This is a genomic window from Klebsiella sp. JN_Kp126 (genome assembly GCF_033843325.1).
Lineage (GTDB): Bacteria > Pseudomonadota > Gammaproteobacteria > Enterobacterales > Enterobacteriaceae > Klebsiella > Klebsiella michiganensis.
Window position 1 is genome coordinate 48426 of record NZ_JAWXQV010000071.1, and the last position, 12194, is coordinate 60619.

Annotated in this window: 23 protein-coding genes; 12 read left to right on the forward strand and 11 right to left on the reverse strand. The window is 49.1% G+C overall.

Annotation, left to right across the window (positions count from 1 at the left end; all coding sequences use genetic code 11):
• Positions 1 to 55 precede the first annotated feature (55 nt).
• A complete protein-coding gene (locus SIK97_RS16570; RefSeq protein ID WP_046876489.1) occupies positions 56 to 1033 on the forward strand; it encodes a DUF1852 domain-containing protein in 978 nt (325 codons plus the stop codon).
• A gap of 27 nt (positions 1034 to 1060) precedes the next feature.
• Positions 1061 to 2092: a methionine synthase gene (locus SIK97_RS16575; RefSeq protein ID WP_057173497.1), complete on the forward strand. Its 1032-nt coding sequence runs from the start codon at positions 1061 to 1063 to the stop codon at positions 2090 to 2092.
• Between the two features lie 142 nt (positions 2093 to 2234).
• On the opposite strand, the gene SIK97_RS16580 is transcribed toward SIK97_RS16575, so the two are convergent.
• The 9 genes from SIK97_RS16580 to SIK97_RS16620 all read right to left on the reverse strand — a co-directional run bounded on the left by SIK97_RS16580 (position 2235) and on the right by SIK97_RS16620 (position 6158).
• Positions 2235 to 2513 (reverse strand): hypothetical protein, encoded by a 279-nt coding sequence (locus SIK97_RS16580; protein ID WP_057173498.1) that lies wholly within the window; start codon positions 2511 to 2513, stop codon positions 2235 to 2237.
• Positions 2514 to 2731: 218 nt separating this feature from the next.
• Positions 2732 to 2815, reverse strand: a complete 84-nt coding sequence (gene mgtS / locus SIK97_RS16585; RefSeq protein WP_088402565.1) for a protein MgtS — start codon at positions 2813 to 2815, stop codon at positions 2732 to 2734.
• A 29-nt stretch (positions 2816 to 2844) separates the two neighbouring features.
• Complete coding sequence (locus SIK97_RS16590; RefSeq protein WP_049267437.1) at positions 2845 to 4131, reverse strand: Arm DNA-binding domain-containing protein; 1287 nt, start codon at positions 4129 to 4131, stop codon at positions 2845 to 2847.
• On the reverse strand, positions 4131 to 4346 hold the full coding sequence (gene xisR / locus SIK97_RS16595; RefSeq protein WP_049099373.1) for an excisionase family protein: 216 nt from the start codon (positions 4344 to 4346) through the stop codon (positions 4131 to 4133). Before xisR ends, SIK97_RS16590 begins: the two co-directional genes overlap by 1 nt.
• Before the next feature lie 95 nt (positions 4347 to 4441).
• Positions 4442 to 4753 carry a hypothetical protein gene (locus tag SIK97_RS16600; RefSeq protein WP_049267434.1) on the reverse strand — a complete coding sequence of 104 codons (312 nt, stop codon included), beginning with the start codon at positions 4751 to 4753 and terminating at the stop codon, positions 4442 to 4444.
• A complete protein-coding gene (locus tag SIK97_RS16605) occupies positions 4731 to 5126 on the reverse strand; it encodes a VVA0879 family protein (RefSeq protein ID WP_049267433.1) in 396 nt (131 codons plus the stop codon). The genes SIK97_RS16600 and SIK97_RS16605 overlap by 23 nt, the downstream gene beginning before the upstream one ends.
• Complete coding sequence (locus tag SIK97_RS16610; protein WP_049099376.1) at positions 5123 to 5347, reverse strand: hypothetical protein; 225 nt, start codon at positions 5345 to 5347, stop codon at positions 5123 to 5125. The genes SIK97_RS16605 and SIK97_RS16610 overlap by 4 nt, the downstream gene beginning before the upstream one ends.
• Before the next feature lie 231 nt (positions 5348 to 5578).
• On the reverse strand, positions 5579 to 5800 hold the full coding sequence (locus SIK97_RS16615) for a hypothetical protein (RefSeq protein WP_139134494.1): 222 nt from the start codon (positions 5798 to 5800) through the stop codon (positions 5579 to 5581).
• A 64-nt stretch (positions 5801 to 5864) separates the two neighbouring features.
• Positions 5865 to 6158, reverse strand: coding sequence for a host cell division inhibitory peptide Kil (locus SIK97_RS16620; RefSeq protein WP_057173499.1), 294 nt, complete (start codon positions 6156 to 6158; stop codon positions 5865 to 5867).
• Positions 6159 to 6636: 478 nt separating this feature from the next.
• Here SIK97_RS16620 and SIK97_RS16630 point away from each other — a divergent pair, with 478 nt between their 5' ends.
• On the forward strand, positions 6637 to 6975 hold the full coding sequence (locus tag SIK97_RS16630) for a hypothetical protein (protein WP_071957347.1): 339 nt from the start codon (positions 6637 to 6639) through the stop codon (positions 6973 to 6975).
• Here the strand turns inward: SIK97_RS16630 and SIK97_RS16635 are convergent.
• Both SIK97_RS16635 and SIK97_RS16640 read right to left on the reverse strand, forming a co-directional pair.
• A complete protein-coding gene (locus tag SIK97_RS16635) occupies positions 6913 to 7287 on the reverse strand; it encodes a hypothetical protein (RefSeq protein WP_049099378.1) in 375 nt (124 codons plus the stop codon). The two genes, SIK97_RS16630 and SIK97_RS16635, sit on opposite strands and share 63 nt — an antisense overlap.
• Before the next feature lie 173 nt (positions 7288 to 7460).
• A complete protein-coding gene (locus SIK97_RS16640; RefSeq protein ID WP_223526175.1) occupies positions 7461 to 7901 on the reverse strand; it encodes a helix-turn-helix domain-containing protein in 441 nt (146 codons plus the stop codon).
• 54 nt (positions 7902 to 7955) lie between these two features.
• On the opposite strand from SIK97_RS16640, the gene SIK97_RS16645 reads away from it, so the two are divergent.
• The 9 genes from SIK97_RS16645 (at position 7956) to SIK97_RS16685 (ending at position 12109) form a co-directional block, all read left to right on the forward strand.
• The gene (locus SIK97_RS16645) at positions 7956 to 8207 is read left to right on the forward strand and encodes a transcriptional regulator (protein WP_047664974.1); all 252 of its coding nucleotides are present in this window, start codon (positions 7956 to 7958) and stop codon (positions 8205 to 8207) included.
• The gene (locus SIK97_RS16650) at positions 8207 to 8620 is read left to right on the forward strand and encodes a toxin YdaT family protein (protein ID WP_057173500.1); all 414 of its coding nucleotides are present in this window, start codon (positions 8207 to 8209) and stop codon (positions 8618 to 8620) included. The genes SIK97_RS16645 and SIK97_RS16650 overlap by 1 nt, the downstream gene beginning before the upstream one ends.
• Before the next feature lie 14 nt (positions 8621 to 8634).
• On the forward strand, positions 8635 to 8889 hold the full coding sequence (locus SIK97_RS16655; protein WP_049099380.1) for a hypothetical protein: 255 nt from the start codon (positions 8635 to 8637) through the stop codon (positions 8887 to 8889).
• On the forward strand, positions 8886 to 9980 hold the full coding sequence (locus tag SIK97_RS16660; protein WP_044351545.1) for a hypothetical protein: 1095 nt from the start codon (positions 8886 to 8888) through the stop codon (positions 9978 to 9980). The genes SIK97_RS16655 and SIK97_RS16660 overlap by 4 nt, the downstream gene beginning before the upstream one ends.
• A gap of 9 nt (positions 9981 to 9989) precedes the next feature.
• Positions 9990 to 10283 (forward strand): hypothetical protein, encoded by a 294-nt coding sequence (locus SIK97_RS16665; RefSeq protein WP_049099381.1) that lies wholly within the window; start codon positions 9990 to 9992, stop codon positions 10281 to 10283.
• Positions 10280 to 10483, forward strand: coding sequence for a hypothetical protein (locus tag SIK97_RS16670; RefSeq protein ID WP_071957346.1), 204 nt, complete (start codon positions 10280 to 10282; stop codon positions 10481 to 10483). Before SIK97_RS16665 ends, SIK97_RS16670 begins: the two co-directional genes overlap by 4 nt.
• A complete protein-coding gene (locus SIK97_RS16675) occupies positions 10476 to 11261 on the forward strand; it encodes a ParB/RepB/Spo0J family partition protein (RefSeq protein WP_049099382.1) in 786 nt (261 codons plus the stop codon). Before SIK97_RS16670 ends, SIK97_RS16675 begins: the two co-directional genes overlap by 8 nt.
• Positions 11258 to 11764, forward strand: a complete 507-nt coding sequence (locus SIK97_RS16680; protein WP_049099383.1) for a DUF551 domain-containing protein — start codon at positions 11258 to 11260, stop codon at positions 11762 to 11764. The genes SIK97_RS16675 and SIK97_RS16680 overlap by 4 nt, the downstream gene beginning before the upstream one ends.
• A 75-nt stretch (positions 11765 to 11839) precedes the next feature.
• Positions 11840 to 12109 carry a hypothetical protein gene (locus tag SIK97_RS16685; RefSeq protein WP_057173501.1) on the forward strand — a complete coding sequence of 90 codons (270 nt, stop codon included), beginning with the start codon at positions 11840 to 11842 and terminating at the stop codon, positions 12107 to 12109.
• The last annotated feature ends 85 nt before the right edge of the window (positions 12110 to 12194 follow it).

A 12194-nucleotide genomic window follows, 5' to 3' on the forward strand; every position in this document is an offset into this window, starting at 1 on the left:
CAACCATCAGAAAGGACTGCAGTTTTTATCTCAGAACTTAGGATGCACATCTGCGATGAATCAACAATTTACCTTTACTATTAAACGCACTCTCTTTGATGAAAACTATAACCCCTCAGAAAATACGCGTATTACAACCAACTTTGCTAATTTAGCAAGAGGGGAAAATCGCCAGGAGAATCTGCGCAATACCTTAGTCATGATTGACAATCGTTTCAATACGCTGGCGCACTGGGATAACCCCAAAGGCGATCGCTATGCCGTTGTGCTGGAAATTATTTCAGCCGAAATGAATATCAGCGCCACCGGCGATACCTTTCCGGTGATTGAAATATTGCAAACCAGCATTATTGATAAAAAGACCGATGAACGTATTGAGGGTATCGTTGGCAATAATTTCTCTTCGTACGTTCGCGATTACGACTTTAGCGTATTGCTGTTAGACCATAATAAAGGACGCGCAGGTTTTAGCCTTCCGGAAGGATTCGGCGATTTGCACGGCAACATATTTAAACATTTCGTCAATTCAGCGGAGTACAAGGCCAATTTCAAAAAATCACCGGTCATTTGCCTTAGCGTCTCCAGCAAAGACACCTATCACCAGACCGGAAATCAACATCCTGTTCTGGGGCTCGAATACCGGCCAGAGGGTTCATCGTTGACTGAGCAATATTTTGGCAAAATGGGCCTGAAGGTTCGCTACTTTATGCCGAAAAACAGCGTTGCGCCTTTGGCCTTTTATTTCTCAGGGGATTTGCTGAGCGATTACACGAGCCTTGAGCTGATTAGCACCATCAGCACGATGGAGACGTTCCAGAAGATATACCGCCCGGAGATCTACAACGCCAACTCTGCCGCAGGACTCTGCTATCAGCCCGATCTGCATCATCAGGACCATTCATTAACCAAAATTGTTTACGATCGTGAAGAGCGCAGCCAGCTGGCGGTAGAGCAGGGGAAGTTTACCGAAGAGCACTTTATTAAACCGTATAAAAATATTCTGCAGCAATGGTCTGCTCATTACGCTCTTTAAGACATCGCATATATAAGGCTATCGATAATGACAAAATTATTACCCACTTCAACAGCCGGCAGCTTACCGAAACCGTCCTGGCTTGCAGAGCCTGAGAAACTGTGGTCCCCATGGAAACTGCAGAATGAAGAGTTAATTGCCGGGAAAAAAGACGCGCTGAGCCTGTCCTTATTTGACCAACTGCGCGCCGGCATCGACATCGTCAGCGATGGCGAGCAAACCCGTCAGCACTTTGTTACTACGTTTATTGAGCACCTCAGCGGCGTCGATTTTGAAAAACGCGAAGTCGTTAAAATCCGTAATCGCTATGATGCGAGCGTTCCGACCGTCGTGGGCGCCGTCGAGCGTCAAAAACCCGTTTTTGTCGAAGATGCGCGTTTTTTACGTCAGCTCACCAGCCAGCCGATTAAGTGGGCGCTGCCGGGGCCCATGACCATGATTGATACGCTCTATGACAATCACTATAAGAGCCGCGAAAAACTGGCCTGGGAGTTTGCGAAGATACTTAATCAGGAAGCCAGGGAACTGGAGGCCGCCGGCGTCGACATTATTCAGTTTGATGAGCCAGCCTTTAATGTGTTTTTTGATGAGGTTAATGATTGGGGCATCGCGGCCTTAGAAAGAGCCGTTGAAGGGCTAAAATGCGAAACTGCGGTACATATCTGCTATGGATACGGCATCAAAGCGAATACCGACTGGAAAAAGACCCTGGGAACAGAGTGGCGACAATATGAAGAAGCGTTTCCTAAGCTGCAAACCTCCAGCATCGATATCATCTCGCTGGAATGTCATAACTCACGTGTTCCCATGGATCTGCTTGAACTGATTCGCGGAAAAAAAGTGATGGTTGGAGCCATCGACGTGGCGACCAATGCGATCGAAACGCCGGAGGAAGTCGCCGCGACCTTACGTAAAGCGCTGCAGTTTGTGGATGCCGATAAGCTTTATCCTTCAACCAACTGCGGCATGGCGCCGCTATCGCGTCCGGTGGCGAGCGGCAAGCTCAATGCGCTAAGCGCCGGGACGGAAATTATCCGCAGGGAGCTGCAGGCTAAATAGAACCCTGGCAAAGGGCTGGAAGCCTCGCCGCAGCTGACGGATATTCAGCGAATGGTATGTAAGGTAAGCGAAATGCTTCTGGCTCAGATTTCATCATTCGCTGACCGGGCATAATCAGTACGTCGTGCCGGGCGCTCGGGCGCTACTTAAAATATTTATCGAGGGGATCGTGATGGCGGTATTTTCGGAAGAAAAACAGCCAGTAGACAAAAACCAGAGTAGCGCCCAGCCCGGCAAACTGCAGATAAAGTATTTTACGTCGGGCAAGCAGGTCCATAAATGAATACGCGCCTTTCCACATATCAATAATGCCACCGTTTATCACCAGGTCTGTAAACAGCGCAAGCCCCGGCAGAGCAACCGCGTACGCCGCCATTAGGTATAAAAGCGCCGCAAGCCTCATTTTGGTATTGATATGCATATTCTGCCTCCTTGCTCATGATGACAAAGCATAACATAGCCTATCAACGATCAGCATCGAGTGGGCTGTTGAGGGATGTTCGGACGGAGTTTCTCCTGGTGACTGATACGATAAATTATCGTGTATAAGGTGGTTCATCGATCGGCAAACCAAAAGCAGAACGCCCCCTGGTGCATCGGCAGCAGGGGGCGTTTACGGGTGGGGATTATCGTCGTTCATCAGTCATCCCATTTGTGGCTCAGGTATGCGGCAAGAAATCCAAAGAACAGAATGGTTCCCAGAACTGCCATAAATACATGCATATTATCCAGCTTAACCGCATCTTATTGAACTACTTGAAATTAATTTTCTTAATTTTTTCTTTGGGGCACCCATGGGGCACCGCGGTTGGCAAAGTGCTGTTCAGCAGCTCTACCTGGTTGCGGTCCATCCCTCCGATCCATTTTGAGTAAATCTCATAAACCATCTTGGCATTTTCGTGCCCGAGCTGGCTGGCAATGAATGACGGGTTCGCACCCGCAGTTAATAACCAGCAGGCGAATGTATGCCTCGACTGATAAGGCCGGCGAGCTCTTATGCCGGCTTTCTTTAAACCGGCGTCCCAACTGTAACCCAGGGAGGACTTGCTGAAACTAGTGGCCTTTGTCCGGGAACGAGCGTCCGGGATAAAGACAAACCGTAAATTCTGCTGCTCAGTTAAACCATATTCCCGGTGGTTGAACGTGATTTCTGTTTTGCGGAGTGCCCCCGTTTTCTGGAACTGAAGCCGAAGCGCATCCACTGCAGGCTGCAAAAGGGTGACCGTCCGATTACCAGCATCAGTTTTAGGTGGGACGAATAGCCCTTCGTTGGTTTTGTTTCTACAAACGTGGATCTCTCCTCGTTCGAGATCTACATCTTCCCATGCAAGTGCTGACAGTTCGCCGTGACGAAGTCCCGTGTGGATTGCTACTGTCCATAACAATGCTGCAGGAGGTGGCAGCGCTTGAATGAAGGCGTAGTATTCGTCATGCAGTAGCGGATCCGGTTCTTTACGCGACCGCTTCAGCATTTTTAAACCTTCATGTGGTGTGTGGCTTATGAAGTTACTGCGTTGAGCCAGCTTAAGCATCTCCGTTAGCGTGTTCATCAGCCCGTTAACAGTGGATACTGCCCGCCCTGTTTTATTAAGCCAGGGGGAGTGTGGTGATACTGAATCGCCGGTCAGTAGCTGATTCCGATAATTCAGCAGGTCACTATGCTGAATGTCTGCAATATGGGTATTGCTTCCGACCACGGTCTTCAGGGTTTCTAATCTGGAGGCTATACCGCGATATGACGCTAAGGATACTTCAAGCTTCTTTGCTTTAAGGTATGTATCGCACAGCTCGCCATACGTGCGGATCATTTGCGTAGTTGTGAATTTTTGTATGGCTTTAGAGTCAGGGAAGTGCTTGGCATAATTAAAATTCCCTGACTGTATTTCACTGACAATTAATGCACGAAGATTACCTGCTTTTCGGATATTACTATTTGATGGAGCCCATCCCCTCAAAACCTCTCTGCAACGCACTCCGCGATACAAAAAGCTAATTCTGATTCCTTTCCCATGAACTTCCACGCCAACAGGCATATCCATCACGCATCTCCAACAAGCCTGTTAATTTTTGTATAGTTGTAGAGAAGTATTGCCCTTCCTTCAGTGGCTTGAGGGTTAGGGGAGTGCTTCTTGTAATGAACACCTTCTACCCACCTTCCTTCCCGGTAGGATTTAATTTGCCGAGGAGTCATATACATCTTCGCTACAATTCCTTTTTCCATTACCCATTCATCTTCTTGAGCAATATCGGCCATAAATAACCTCATGGCCGGGAAACTATAATCAGTGTCCCGGCTTAATGTTGATTATTGGAAATCATGCAGTGTGCTGTCGCATTGTTTGAACTGAATTAACCTGCTTGTGAATTATTAAGCGCACTTCTGAGTGTTTCTTTCGCGGTTTCCCAGTCCTGATCTAAGGCTTCCTTGATGGACTGGTACAGCCATTCCGCATCCTGCTGCCAGTCGTCTGCGCGTCCTTCTGCCTCACTGGCTTCATCCTCCGCGGTTGCAACACGGTCCATCAGTTCGGACTCGACCTCATTCTGAACCTGCTGATGGATCCGTAGCCGCATCAGTTCGGCAACCTCTTCCAGAGGGATGACGCCAAGCAGCTGCTCAGGGTCGGCGTTTGAGTATTTAAGAATTAGCGCCTGGCACATGGCGCGCCTCCAGTTTTATGCGTAACTCGTGTGCTTGCTGCTGGCTTGCAACTTCAAAATGAGGGTGTTTCTTTTCGTCCGGGGTGATCACGGTCAGCTTGTGGATCTGAAATAAACCGCCGCACGTCCAGTTACAGCCTTTACCTTCAATACGGCCACTACCAGCACCCGTGAAGCGACCAACGCAGGAAAATCCCAGTACACCCTGCACCTCTTCAAAGTCTTTCCCGGCTCCAGCGGTAATCAACCACCGTGCACTTTGAACGGTGTTACATGCGGGACAGATAAACGCGTAATCCAGTGGATCAACGTCCTGAGCTTTAATCTCTGCACGAAACGCCTCTAGGGTTAATTCTCTGTTTTGGTTGCTCATCGTATAGCCTCCGCCTGAAGCGTTTTGTACGCACGTAGTACATGAATGACTTTGCCAGATATCACCGTTTTCAAGATAAAGAAGCCGCTCCTGCTGGCACGAACGCCAGGAGAAAGGAATAACGTTGTTTCGACTGCGCGATTATGACGTCGGAACTCGAATACCGTACTGGTGATAGTGGCGGTCGCGGTTGCTCCCTGATCGTTGAACTCAACTTTCATGATGGTTATCTCCTGTCTTTAATTTGGTTATATTTTTCATGGCTCATTACCTCCCAGCAATTTCCATTATTTCTGGATAACAAGCGCCATTTCCTGCCGAGCTTTAAACTTAAATTCCCGCATTTGATTCGACATGGCTTTATATTTCCGCTGTCATACAAGCCCAGAACCTGTGAGGCCCTTTCATTGATATGTAGAGGGATGCGGTTAGATGTTATTATCAATTGCCACCTACCAGCGTTTATGGCTCATGTAGCCCGGTTGTGAAGGCAAAGATTTACGAAACGTAGATATAGAGTTAGCCAGAATTTTTTTCTGCTTCTCTTTCTCGTTGCATGCTGGACAGAAATATCTTTCTTTCCGATATGCACCTTTACCAGAAGGGCGGTATTGAAGTTCTTGGCGTGCGAAGGAGCCGCCGCAGCCATAGCAGTTATGAGTTTCGGTTTCCATATTTATTCCTGTGTTAAGGTGTGTGGATGCCTGCCGTTTAAGGCATTAATTAAATTAGTTGGTATTAAAACGTAACTTCGGTATTAACTTTATATTGAGCGGTAAGCGAATCAGCATTGACGAAAATTAAATCTCCGTACATGTCATAATTTAAAGCGACATCACGAAAATTAAGGTCTGATAGCATATCTACACGACCGCAAAACGTCCGGTCTTCTTCGTGCTTTGCTATCTCGTGAATATCTTTCATTGACGCCATGGCTTGAGCCCACATTCCGCCGTTACCAATATATTGCGCAATAGCGAGCTTACTTTGAGCTGCCAGCACCTGAGGATTGTGTTTCGGTAAACTAGCCATTGAACACCCCTTTGATATACATAATTTCGACAGCCAGCCCGCCCCAGAAAACCAATCCGATGGCCAGCGCGATAACCAGGGAACGAATGCCATTTTTGCTCATGAGGCACCCCAGCAAAATTTGAAGCTAACCCATGCGACTGTAACCACAAGCAGAGCAACCTTTATGCAGAACCGGTGCCATGCAGATACTTCATGTTCACGGATCATTTGCTACCCCTCACTGTCATGTGAATTTGAGTACCAACAGACCTTGCAATGCAGTGCCGGGTGCCTCCCGGTGATACCAGCCAGTTAACAACTGATATCGGCAGCTTTCTTTCCACCCCACTTCGGGAAACAAGTGGTACTGCTTTAACTGAACCGCGTGCGCATAGCCGCATTCACTGCATTGCAAGGTCTGCTATTTGCCTGTCTTTTCACCACTTCAGGCTCGGTGGTATGCTGGAGTTCTCACACAGCCAGCAAGGAAACTTAAATGAGTCAGTTTTATGTTCACGTTCGACTATTTAAAGCCACAGCCGAACAAGCAAAAAAATTTGAAGAATTAATGCTTAACTTCCATTACCAAAAAACAACCAAGGATAGTGACGGTGACTGTAGGTTGATTCCAGAGGGCTATATTCTTAAAAGCACAATGGATTGTGATAATATTGTTAAGCAAACTTTCTCTATTGCTAATAGTGCAGGCGTTGATGCAAATATCTTTGTCTGTAAATTTGAACAAAGCGCCTGCTTACTTCCATCAGCTGATTTAGTTGGCAACGATTTCATTCACCGCGATCTGACTCCTAAGCCTTTCAAGCTCGATTCTTAACGCCTTAACCATCGTCTCGTGATAAACGCGGTCCACGCCGTCTCCCTTACATGGAAGGGGGGTGATTATGTGGGTCGCGACGTTAATACTGGTTTGCTGGTCTTTACCTTTCTGAGCACAATCGCATTGAGATGAAGATGCTGCCGGAGAGGCGTAAAGCTCAACGAAAGCTTCTTTCACCTGACGGGCCTGCTCCTTGGCGGGCTCTTTTTTGGCACCACTCTCCCCAAGCCCCGATATAACAGTGATTTTATCTGCCAGGCACTGCGCTGCGATTTCCTGCACCTTTTGGGGGAGATCTTTGAATTCCATGCTTCACCTCGTTTAGTTGACCCTTATCGCCGGGTAGCGGAACGTTTAACCTATCGCACCGTTGTGTCGATGGGTATGATTGTTGTCATTATGGATACATATGTCAACCTATGGGTTACACTAAAGGCAAAAAAATACCGCCATTTGGCGGTATCTTGATGATATATGAAGAGTTATTTTTCTCTGGTGGATGGGTCAACATGATCAGAGTAAAAATCTTTGAGTTTTTGCAGACGCATTTGGAACGCTGCAAGCATGTTGCGCCTTTCGATTGGTGGCAGTTCTCGGTAAACCTCAATAAGCGCTAACTCATCTTCGGTAAATCCATCATTTTTCGCTTCCTCTCCCGTAAGTATCCAGGCAAGTGAGGTGTTCGTAGCAGCTGCAATTTTAGCGGCAGAATCCTTACTGATACTCCCCCTGGAAAACCATCTGTTCGCTGCTGAACGGCTAACCCCGGCAATTCTCGCCATGTCTGACTGGGATAGGTGATTTTGTTCCATCAGATACGTAAGCCGCTCTGCAACCTGGCTGTTATTGCTAGTGTCGTTTTTTGTCATGGATTTAATTGTAAGCCTTAGGGCAACAAAAACAATTGCATTGGCTGTTGACATGTGGTGATTCTTTGGCAACAATTGTTGATGTTTAGTCAACACATGGAAAATCATATGACCGGTTTAAACAAAGCAATCAAGATCGCCGGAAATCAGTCAAAGCTGGCATCTCTCTTAGGTATTTCACGTTCTTCCGTTAGTCGGTGGGTCCATAAGTTTGGTGGCAAGGCCCCGCAAGCACAACTTCCGGAAATCTACCGTTTAACCGGGGTCACTCCTCATGAGATGCGCCCCGATCTTCATCCTAACCCAACCAGTGGCCTGCCAGAGAATGATACGGCTGCAGTACAGAAGGAGTCTGATTGATGGAAATCAAACACGAGCACGTAGAAATGGCCTTGTTGGCCTGGGCTGCAGAAGTCGGTCAGGCGTTCGCTGCAAATGCAATCGCTGAAGAGTATGCGCGTATTGGTGGTAATCAGCTTCGCCTGGTACCAGGTAAGACCTGGGCTAATCAGCAGAATATTTTCCATCGCTGGTTGAAGGGGGAAACAGAGTTGCAGCGCGGGAAAATCCGCATTCTGCTCCCGGCCATCTTGCGCGTTCTCCCGCGTGAAATCCGTCATCGACTGAGTATCTACGACACCATTGAGCGCCGGGCGCTCCTGGCGGCCCAGCACGCCATTGGTACGGCGATTGATGCGCATGATGACGCTATCGAGGCCGTTTACAGCAAAGCGTATCAACCCGGTGCTGTTGAAGTAACGAAATACCACTGATTCCGGAGGTGACTATGTGTAACCAGTCTGCTGCTGAATTGATTGCTCGTCTGAAACGGGCTTATCCGGCGTATGCGCCGTCTGAAGGAGATCGCGCAAGCAACGGCACCCCTAAGGCCGGATCACGCTTTCAGCACAGGCAGAAGGGCCACATGGTGACGGTAATCACGGCAACCGAGAAAGATGTTTCCTACCGCAAAGCCTGCGGGAAAGTTGGCTGGGTGGGATTGAGAGAGTTTTTACGGCTACACAATGAGGTTTCGGTATGAGCAATCAGGTGTTTGACATTGTTCAGGCCATGTCAGGACAGGGGAATTGCATCACGATCCCCGGACCGTATCTGGATTTATTTGCAGGAGACAGGCAGCAGCATTTGCTGGCCGCCATCCTGAACCAGCTGGTGTTCTGGTCTGGTAAGTCAAGCCTGGACGATGGCTGGTTTTACAAAGAGCATGCGGCGCTTGCAAAGGAGGTGCGTGCTAAAGACGGCGATGTGGTCCGAAAGGCGATGTTCAAAATCACAGATCAGTACCTGTCAGGAGTTATCGAAGAAGAGCTTCGCCAGGTAGCTGGTACGCCAAAAAAACACTACCGCATCGATCAGGATGCACTCATCTCCCGGATATTCCCGCAAATACTGGATTCGGCTCTTAAGCCGAATGGGAATAAGTCATTGAAAGTAATGGAAACGGCTCAAGAGCCGAATGGAAACGGCTTAAACGCCGAATCGAAGCAAGTAGTTGAAAGTAATGGAAACGGCTCAAGAGCCGAATGCATTCGTCCCAAGAGCCGAATGGAAACGGCTCAAGAGCCGAATCCTGGAAACGGCTCTCAAGCCGAATCCTATCTCTATACAGATCTTAAAAACAGATCACTACATACAGATCATAAAAACCACGCGGGAGAGATTTCTCCTGTGGATAACTTTTCTGAATCGACTCAGAAAACAGTCACCCCGGAAGAAAATCTTCCTGATGCTACCGAAGACGGCATCCTGGCTACCGATGACGATTTCGATCTCGCGATGTGGTTCTGGTCGACCATCATCGAGATGTACGAGCGTGCTGCCGAGTTCGACGGCTCTCTGGCAAAACCGAGAGAACCAAACTTTGTAGCCTGGGCGCAAGAGGTTCGCTTGCTGCGCCAGGAGCACGGCTGCAGTCATGACCAAATGCGCACCATGATTGAGCGTATTCAGCGCGACCAGTTCTGGTGCTCAAAAATTCAATCCATGAAGACACTGCGCAGCAAATGGCCTGAGTTGGCTCTGAAGCTGTGCCCGGTAAACCTCGCTGTCGGCGGCAACATTGGGTTTAGCGGCAAAGTTGATACCAACATCCCGAAAGGCTTTCGGGGTTAAGGACTTCTCATGAAAACGACGAAATCGAAAAAAACACAGTATCGCGGTGAAATCCCAATGCTCGAATTTATCGCGGCCAATCCCGACATGACAGCAGCAGAGATTGCCAGCGCACTGAATCGCGGTATGCCCTCTGTGTCTGGACAGATCCGCCAGCTGCGAGGGATGCACCGCATCATCCCTGGCGGTCTGCGCAATGGAGCGACTGTCTGGCGTGTTAACGACATGCCGTTTGGGTGTAGCAACCGGGAACGTATGATGTTTGAGACCCTCCTGAGAGAGCACCGAGGGATTGCGAGATGAAATTACCTGTATGCCCCAAGTGTGGCGCTGCTCCGGAATTTCACTGGAAAGATTACCGGTTTGGATCCTGCTCAGGAGCTCTGAAATGCCCGTATGACCACTATCGCGTTCAGGAAAGCTACTGGGCGGGTAGTCGGAAAAAAGCGAAGCAAAACCTCGAAGAAAAGTGGATAGCGGAAACTGGAGTGAAAAATGGCTAAAAATTCGATCGATGCATACGGCGCCAGCGGCAAAACGAACGTCCTGATGTTCGAACCGGAAAATCTGCACCTTGTGACCGACAGAGCACACCCGCTTTACGACGAACGTATACATCTGCCGATTAACGATGCGATGGTGCTGAACATCATGGACCAGGGCGTACTGGAGCCGATCATCGTCTGGAAAGACCCGGAAAGTGGCCTGTCCTGCGTGGTTGATGGCCGTCAGCGTGTACGCCATACCCTGGAAGCCAACAAGCGCCTGGTGAAAGAGGGAAAAACTCCGCTGCTGGTTCCAGCAGTCGCTAAGCGCGGATCGGCTGTTCGCATGGCTCAGGCGATGGTTAGCGCAAACGAAATCCGCCAGGCCGATACACCGCTGGGCCGTGCGAAGAAAATGGCCGATGCGCTGGAACGAGGACACGACGAGCAAGACCTGGCGCTGATGTTCGGCTGTAGCGTGCAGACTGTACGCGCAACACTGTCCCTACTTGATGCCACCCAGGCCGTTAAAGATGCCGTTGAGGCCGGTTCCGTCACTGTTACCCAGGCTCGTCAGCTGGCATCACTGAAACCCGAACAACAGCGGGAAAAAGTGGCGGAAATCGAAGCGGTGACCGCTGGCACTACCGGCCACGAAAAAGCACGTCGTCAGCGCGCTGTTCTGGGCGAAACAAAGCCACGCATCAAATCACGCAAAGAAATAACAAAAGCCCTCAAAGGTGCCAGTGGTGAATACGCTGATGCACTGCGCTGGGTACTTGGGGAGGCTGTATGAACATCTCAACAGTAAACGAGCTCATCCAGTCGCTGGAGTCGGCGGGCGAGCTGTCAATCAAAGAGCGGAAGTATCTGGAGCTGGCGAAAGCGTATGTGCAGCCGACGGCGGAGATGATTTGGGCTGCAAAGTACTGCTTCACATCAACACCAGGCTGGGATGTATTTAAATCTGCGTATATCGCCATGCTCGCAGCCGCCCCGCAACCACAAAACGCACCACAAAATATTCCTGAAATTATTCCGGGATGGATTCCGCTAAGCGAGCGGATGCCGGAAGACCGCATATCGGTAATCCTATGGGATGCTGAAATTGGAGAAGTAACAAGCGGTCACTACAGCCATAAAACACAGACTTTTTATCATTGCGGCGATGCTATCGAAAACGAGATAACCCATTGGATGCCGCCTCCATGCGCCCCGCAGGAGGTTAAAGGTGAGCATCAAATCAGGGATGAGATGGACATGGGCGCCAGAATAACAAGCCATCGGTTTAAGGTCTGACGCATGCCTTACAAACTCGAATCCGTAAAACGCAAACATGCTATTTGCTATCAACAAATCTAAGGTTTGTTATTTATGCGAATGATAACCAGGAAGAAGCCGACCTTCACCGAGCTGTATCAAACCGGCGTATTAACGCGTATCGCTGCGGTAAAAAGTCCTGACGGTGGTGGCTGGCGGTTATTTGGTCTTTGGCGCGATAAGGAAATCGCGGTTTTTGTCGAGGCTGCGCGCGGAGGCGTTAGGGAGTGGTCTGGTCTGGACTATCTCGCCAGTTTCTGCGCAAGTTGCGGAATCAGTCTGTGGGAGATTCATAACAAGGTCGAACAAAAGCTACCGGAGTGATTATCAACCCATCATCTTAAGCCCGCTTTTGCGCTGAGGAATCCCCAGTAATGGGCGGGTGAAAAAAGACAGGCATAGAGTTTTG

What these genes read in the sequence shown, in the direction of transcription:
- SIK97_RS16630 (WP_071957347.1), top strand. Translation starts at nt 6,637, where the DNA reads ATGAGTCAGTTTTATGTTCACGTTCGACTATTTAAAGCCACAGCCGAA.
- SIK97_RS16580 (WP_057173498.1), bottom strand. Translation starts at nt 2,513, where the DNA reads ATGCATATCAATACCAAAATGAGGCTTGCGGCGCTTTTATACCTAATG.
- SIK97_RS16615 (WP_139134494.1), bottom strand. Translation starts at nt 5,800, where the DNA reads ATGGAAACCGAAACTCATAACTGCTATGGCTGCGGCGGCTCCTTCGCA.
- SIK97_RS16575 (WP_057173497.1), top strand. Translation starts at nt 1,061, where the DNA reads ATGACAAAATTATTACCCACTTCAACAGCCGGCAGCTTACCGAAACCG.
- SIK97_RS16605 (WP_049267433.1), bottom strand. Translation starts at nt 5,126, where the DNA reads ATGAGCAACCAAAACAGAGAATTAACCCTAGAGGCGTTTCGTGCAGAG.
- SIK97_RS16645 (WP_047664974.1), top strand. Translation starts at nt 7,956, where the DNA reads ATGACCGGTTTAAACAAAGCAATCAAGATCGCCGGAAATCAGTCAAAG.
- SIK97_RS16685 (WP_057173501.1), top strand. Translation starts at nt 11,840, where the DNA reads ATGCGAATGATAACCAGGAAGAAGCCGACCTTCACCGAGCTGTATCAA.
- SIK97_RS16670 (WP_071957346.1), top strand. Translation starts at nt 10,280, where the DNA reads ATGAAATTACCTGTATGCCCCAAGTGTGGCGCTGCTCCGGAATTTCAC.
- SIK97_RS16675 (WP_049099382.1), top strand. Translation starts at nt 10,476, where the DNA reads ATGGCTAAAAATTCGATCGATGCATACGGCGCCAGCGGCAAAACGAAC.
- SIK97_RS16635 (WP_049099378.1), bottom strand. Translation starts at nt 7,287, where the DNA reads ATGGAATTCAAAGATCTCCCCCAAAAGGTGCAGGAAATCGCAGCGCAG.
- SIK97_RS16680 (WP_049099383.1), top strand. Translation starts at nt 11,258, where the DNA reads ATGAACATCTCAACAGTAAACGAGCTCATCCAGTCGCTGGAGTCGGCG.
- xisR (WP_049099373.1), bottom strand. Translation starts at nt 4,346, where the DNA reads ATGGCCGATATTGCTCAAGAAGATGAATGGGTAATGGAAAAAGGAATT.
- SIK97_RS16650 (WP_057173500.1), top strand. Translation starts at nt 8,207, where the DNA reads ATGGAAATCAAACACGAGCACGTAGAAATGGCCTTGTTGGCCTGGGCT.
- SIK97_RS16600 (WP_049267434.1), bottom strand. Translation starts at nt 4,753, where the DNA reads ATGTGCCAGGCGCTAATTCTTAAATACTCAAACGCCGACCCTGAGCAG.
- SIK97_RS16655 (WP_049099380.1), top strand. Translation starts at nt 8,635, where the DNA reads ATGTGTAACCAGTCTGCTGCTGAATTGATTGCTCGTCTGAAACGGGCT.
- SIK97_RS16590 (WP_049267437.1), bottom strand. Translation starts at nt 4,131, where the DNA reads ATGGATATGCCTGTTGGCGTGGAAGTTCATGGGAAAGGAATCAGAATT.
- SIK97_RS16610 (WP_049099376.1), bottom strand. Translation starts at nt 5,347, where the DNA reads ATGAAAGTTGAGTTCAACGATCAGGGAGCAACCGCGACCGCCACTATC.
- SIK97_RS16640 (WP_223526175.1), bottom strand. Translation starts at nt 7,901, where the DNA reads ATGTCAACAGCCAATGCAATTGTTTTTGTTGCCCTAAGGCTTACAATT.
- SIK97_RS16620 (WP_057173499.1), bottom strand. Translation starts at nt 6,158, where the DNA reads ATGGCTAGTTTACCGAAACACAATCCTCAGGTGCTGGCAGCTCAAAGT.
- SIK97_RS16570 (WP_046876489.1), top strand. Translation starts at nt 56, where the DNA reads ATGAATCAACAATTTACCTTTACTATTAAACGCACTCTCTTTGATGAA.
- SIK97_RS16665 (WP_049099381.1), top strand. Translation starts at nt 9,990, where the DNA reads ATGAAAACGACGAAATCGAAAAAAACACAGTATCGCGGTGAAATCCCA.
- SIK97_RS16660 (WP_044351545.1), top strand. Translation starts at nt 8,886, where the DNA reads ATGAGCAATCAGGTGTTTGACATTGTTCAGGCCATGTCAGGACAGGGG.
- mgtS (WP_088402565.1), bottom strand. Translation starts at nt 2,815, where the DNA reads ATGCATGTATTTATGGCAGTTCTGGGAACCATTCTGTTCTTTGGATTT.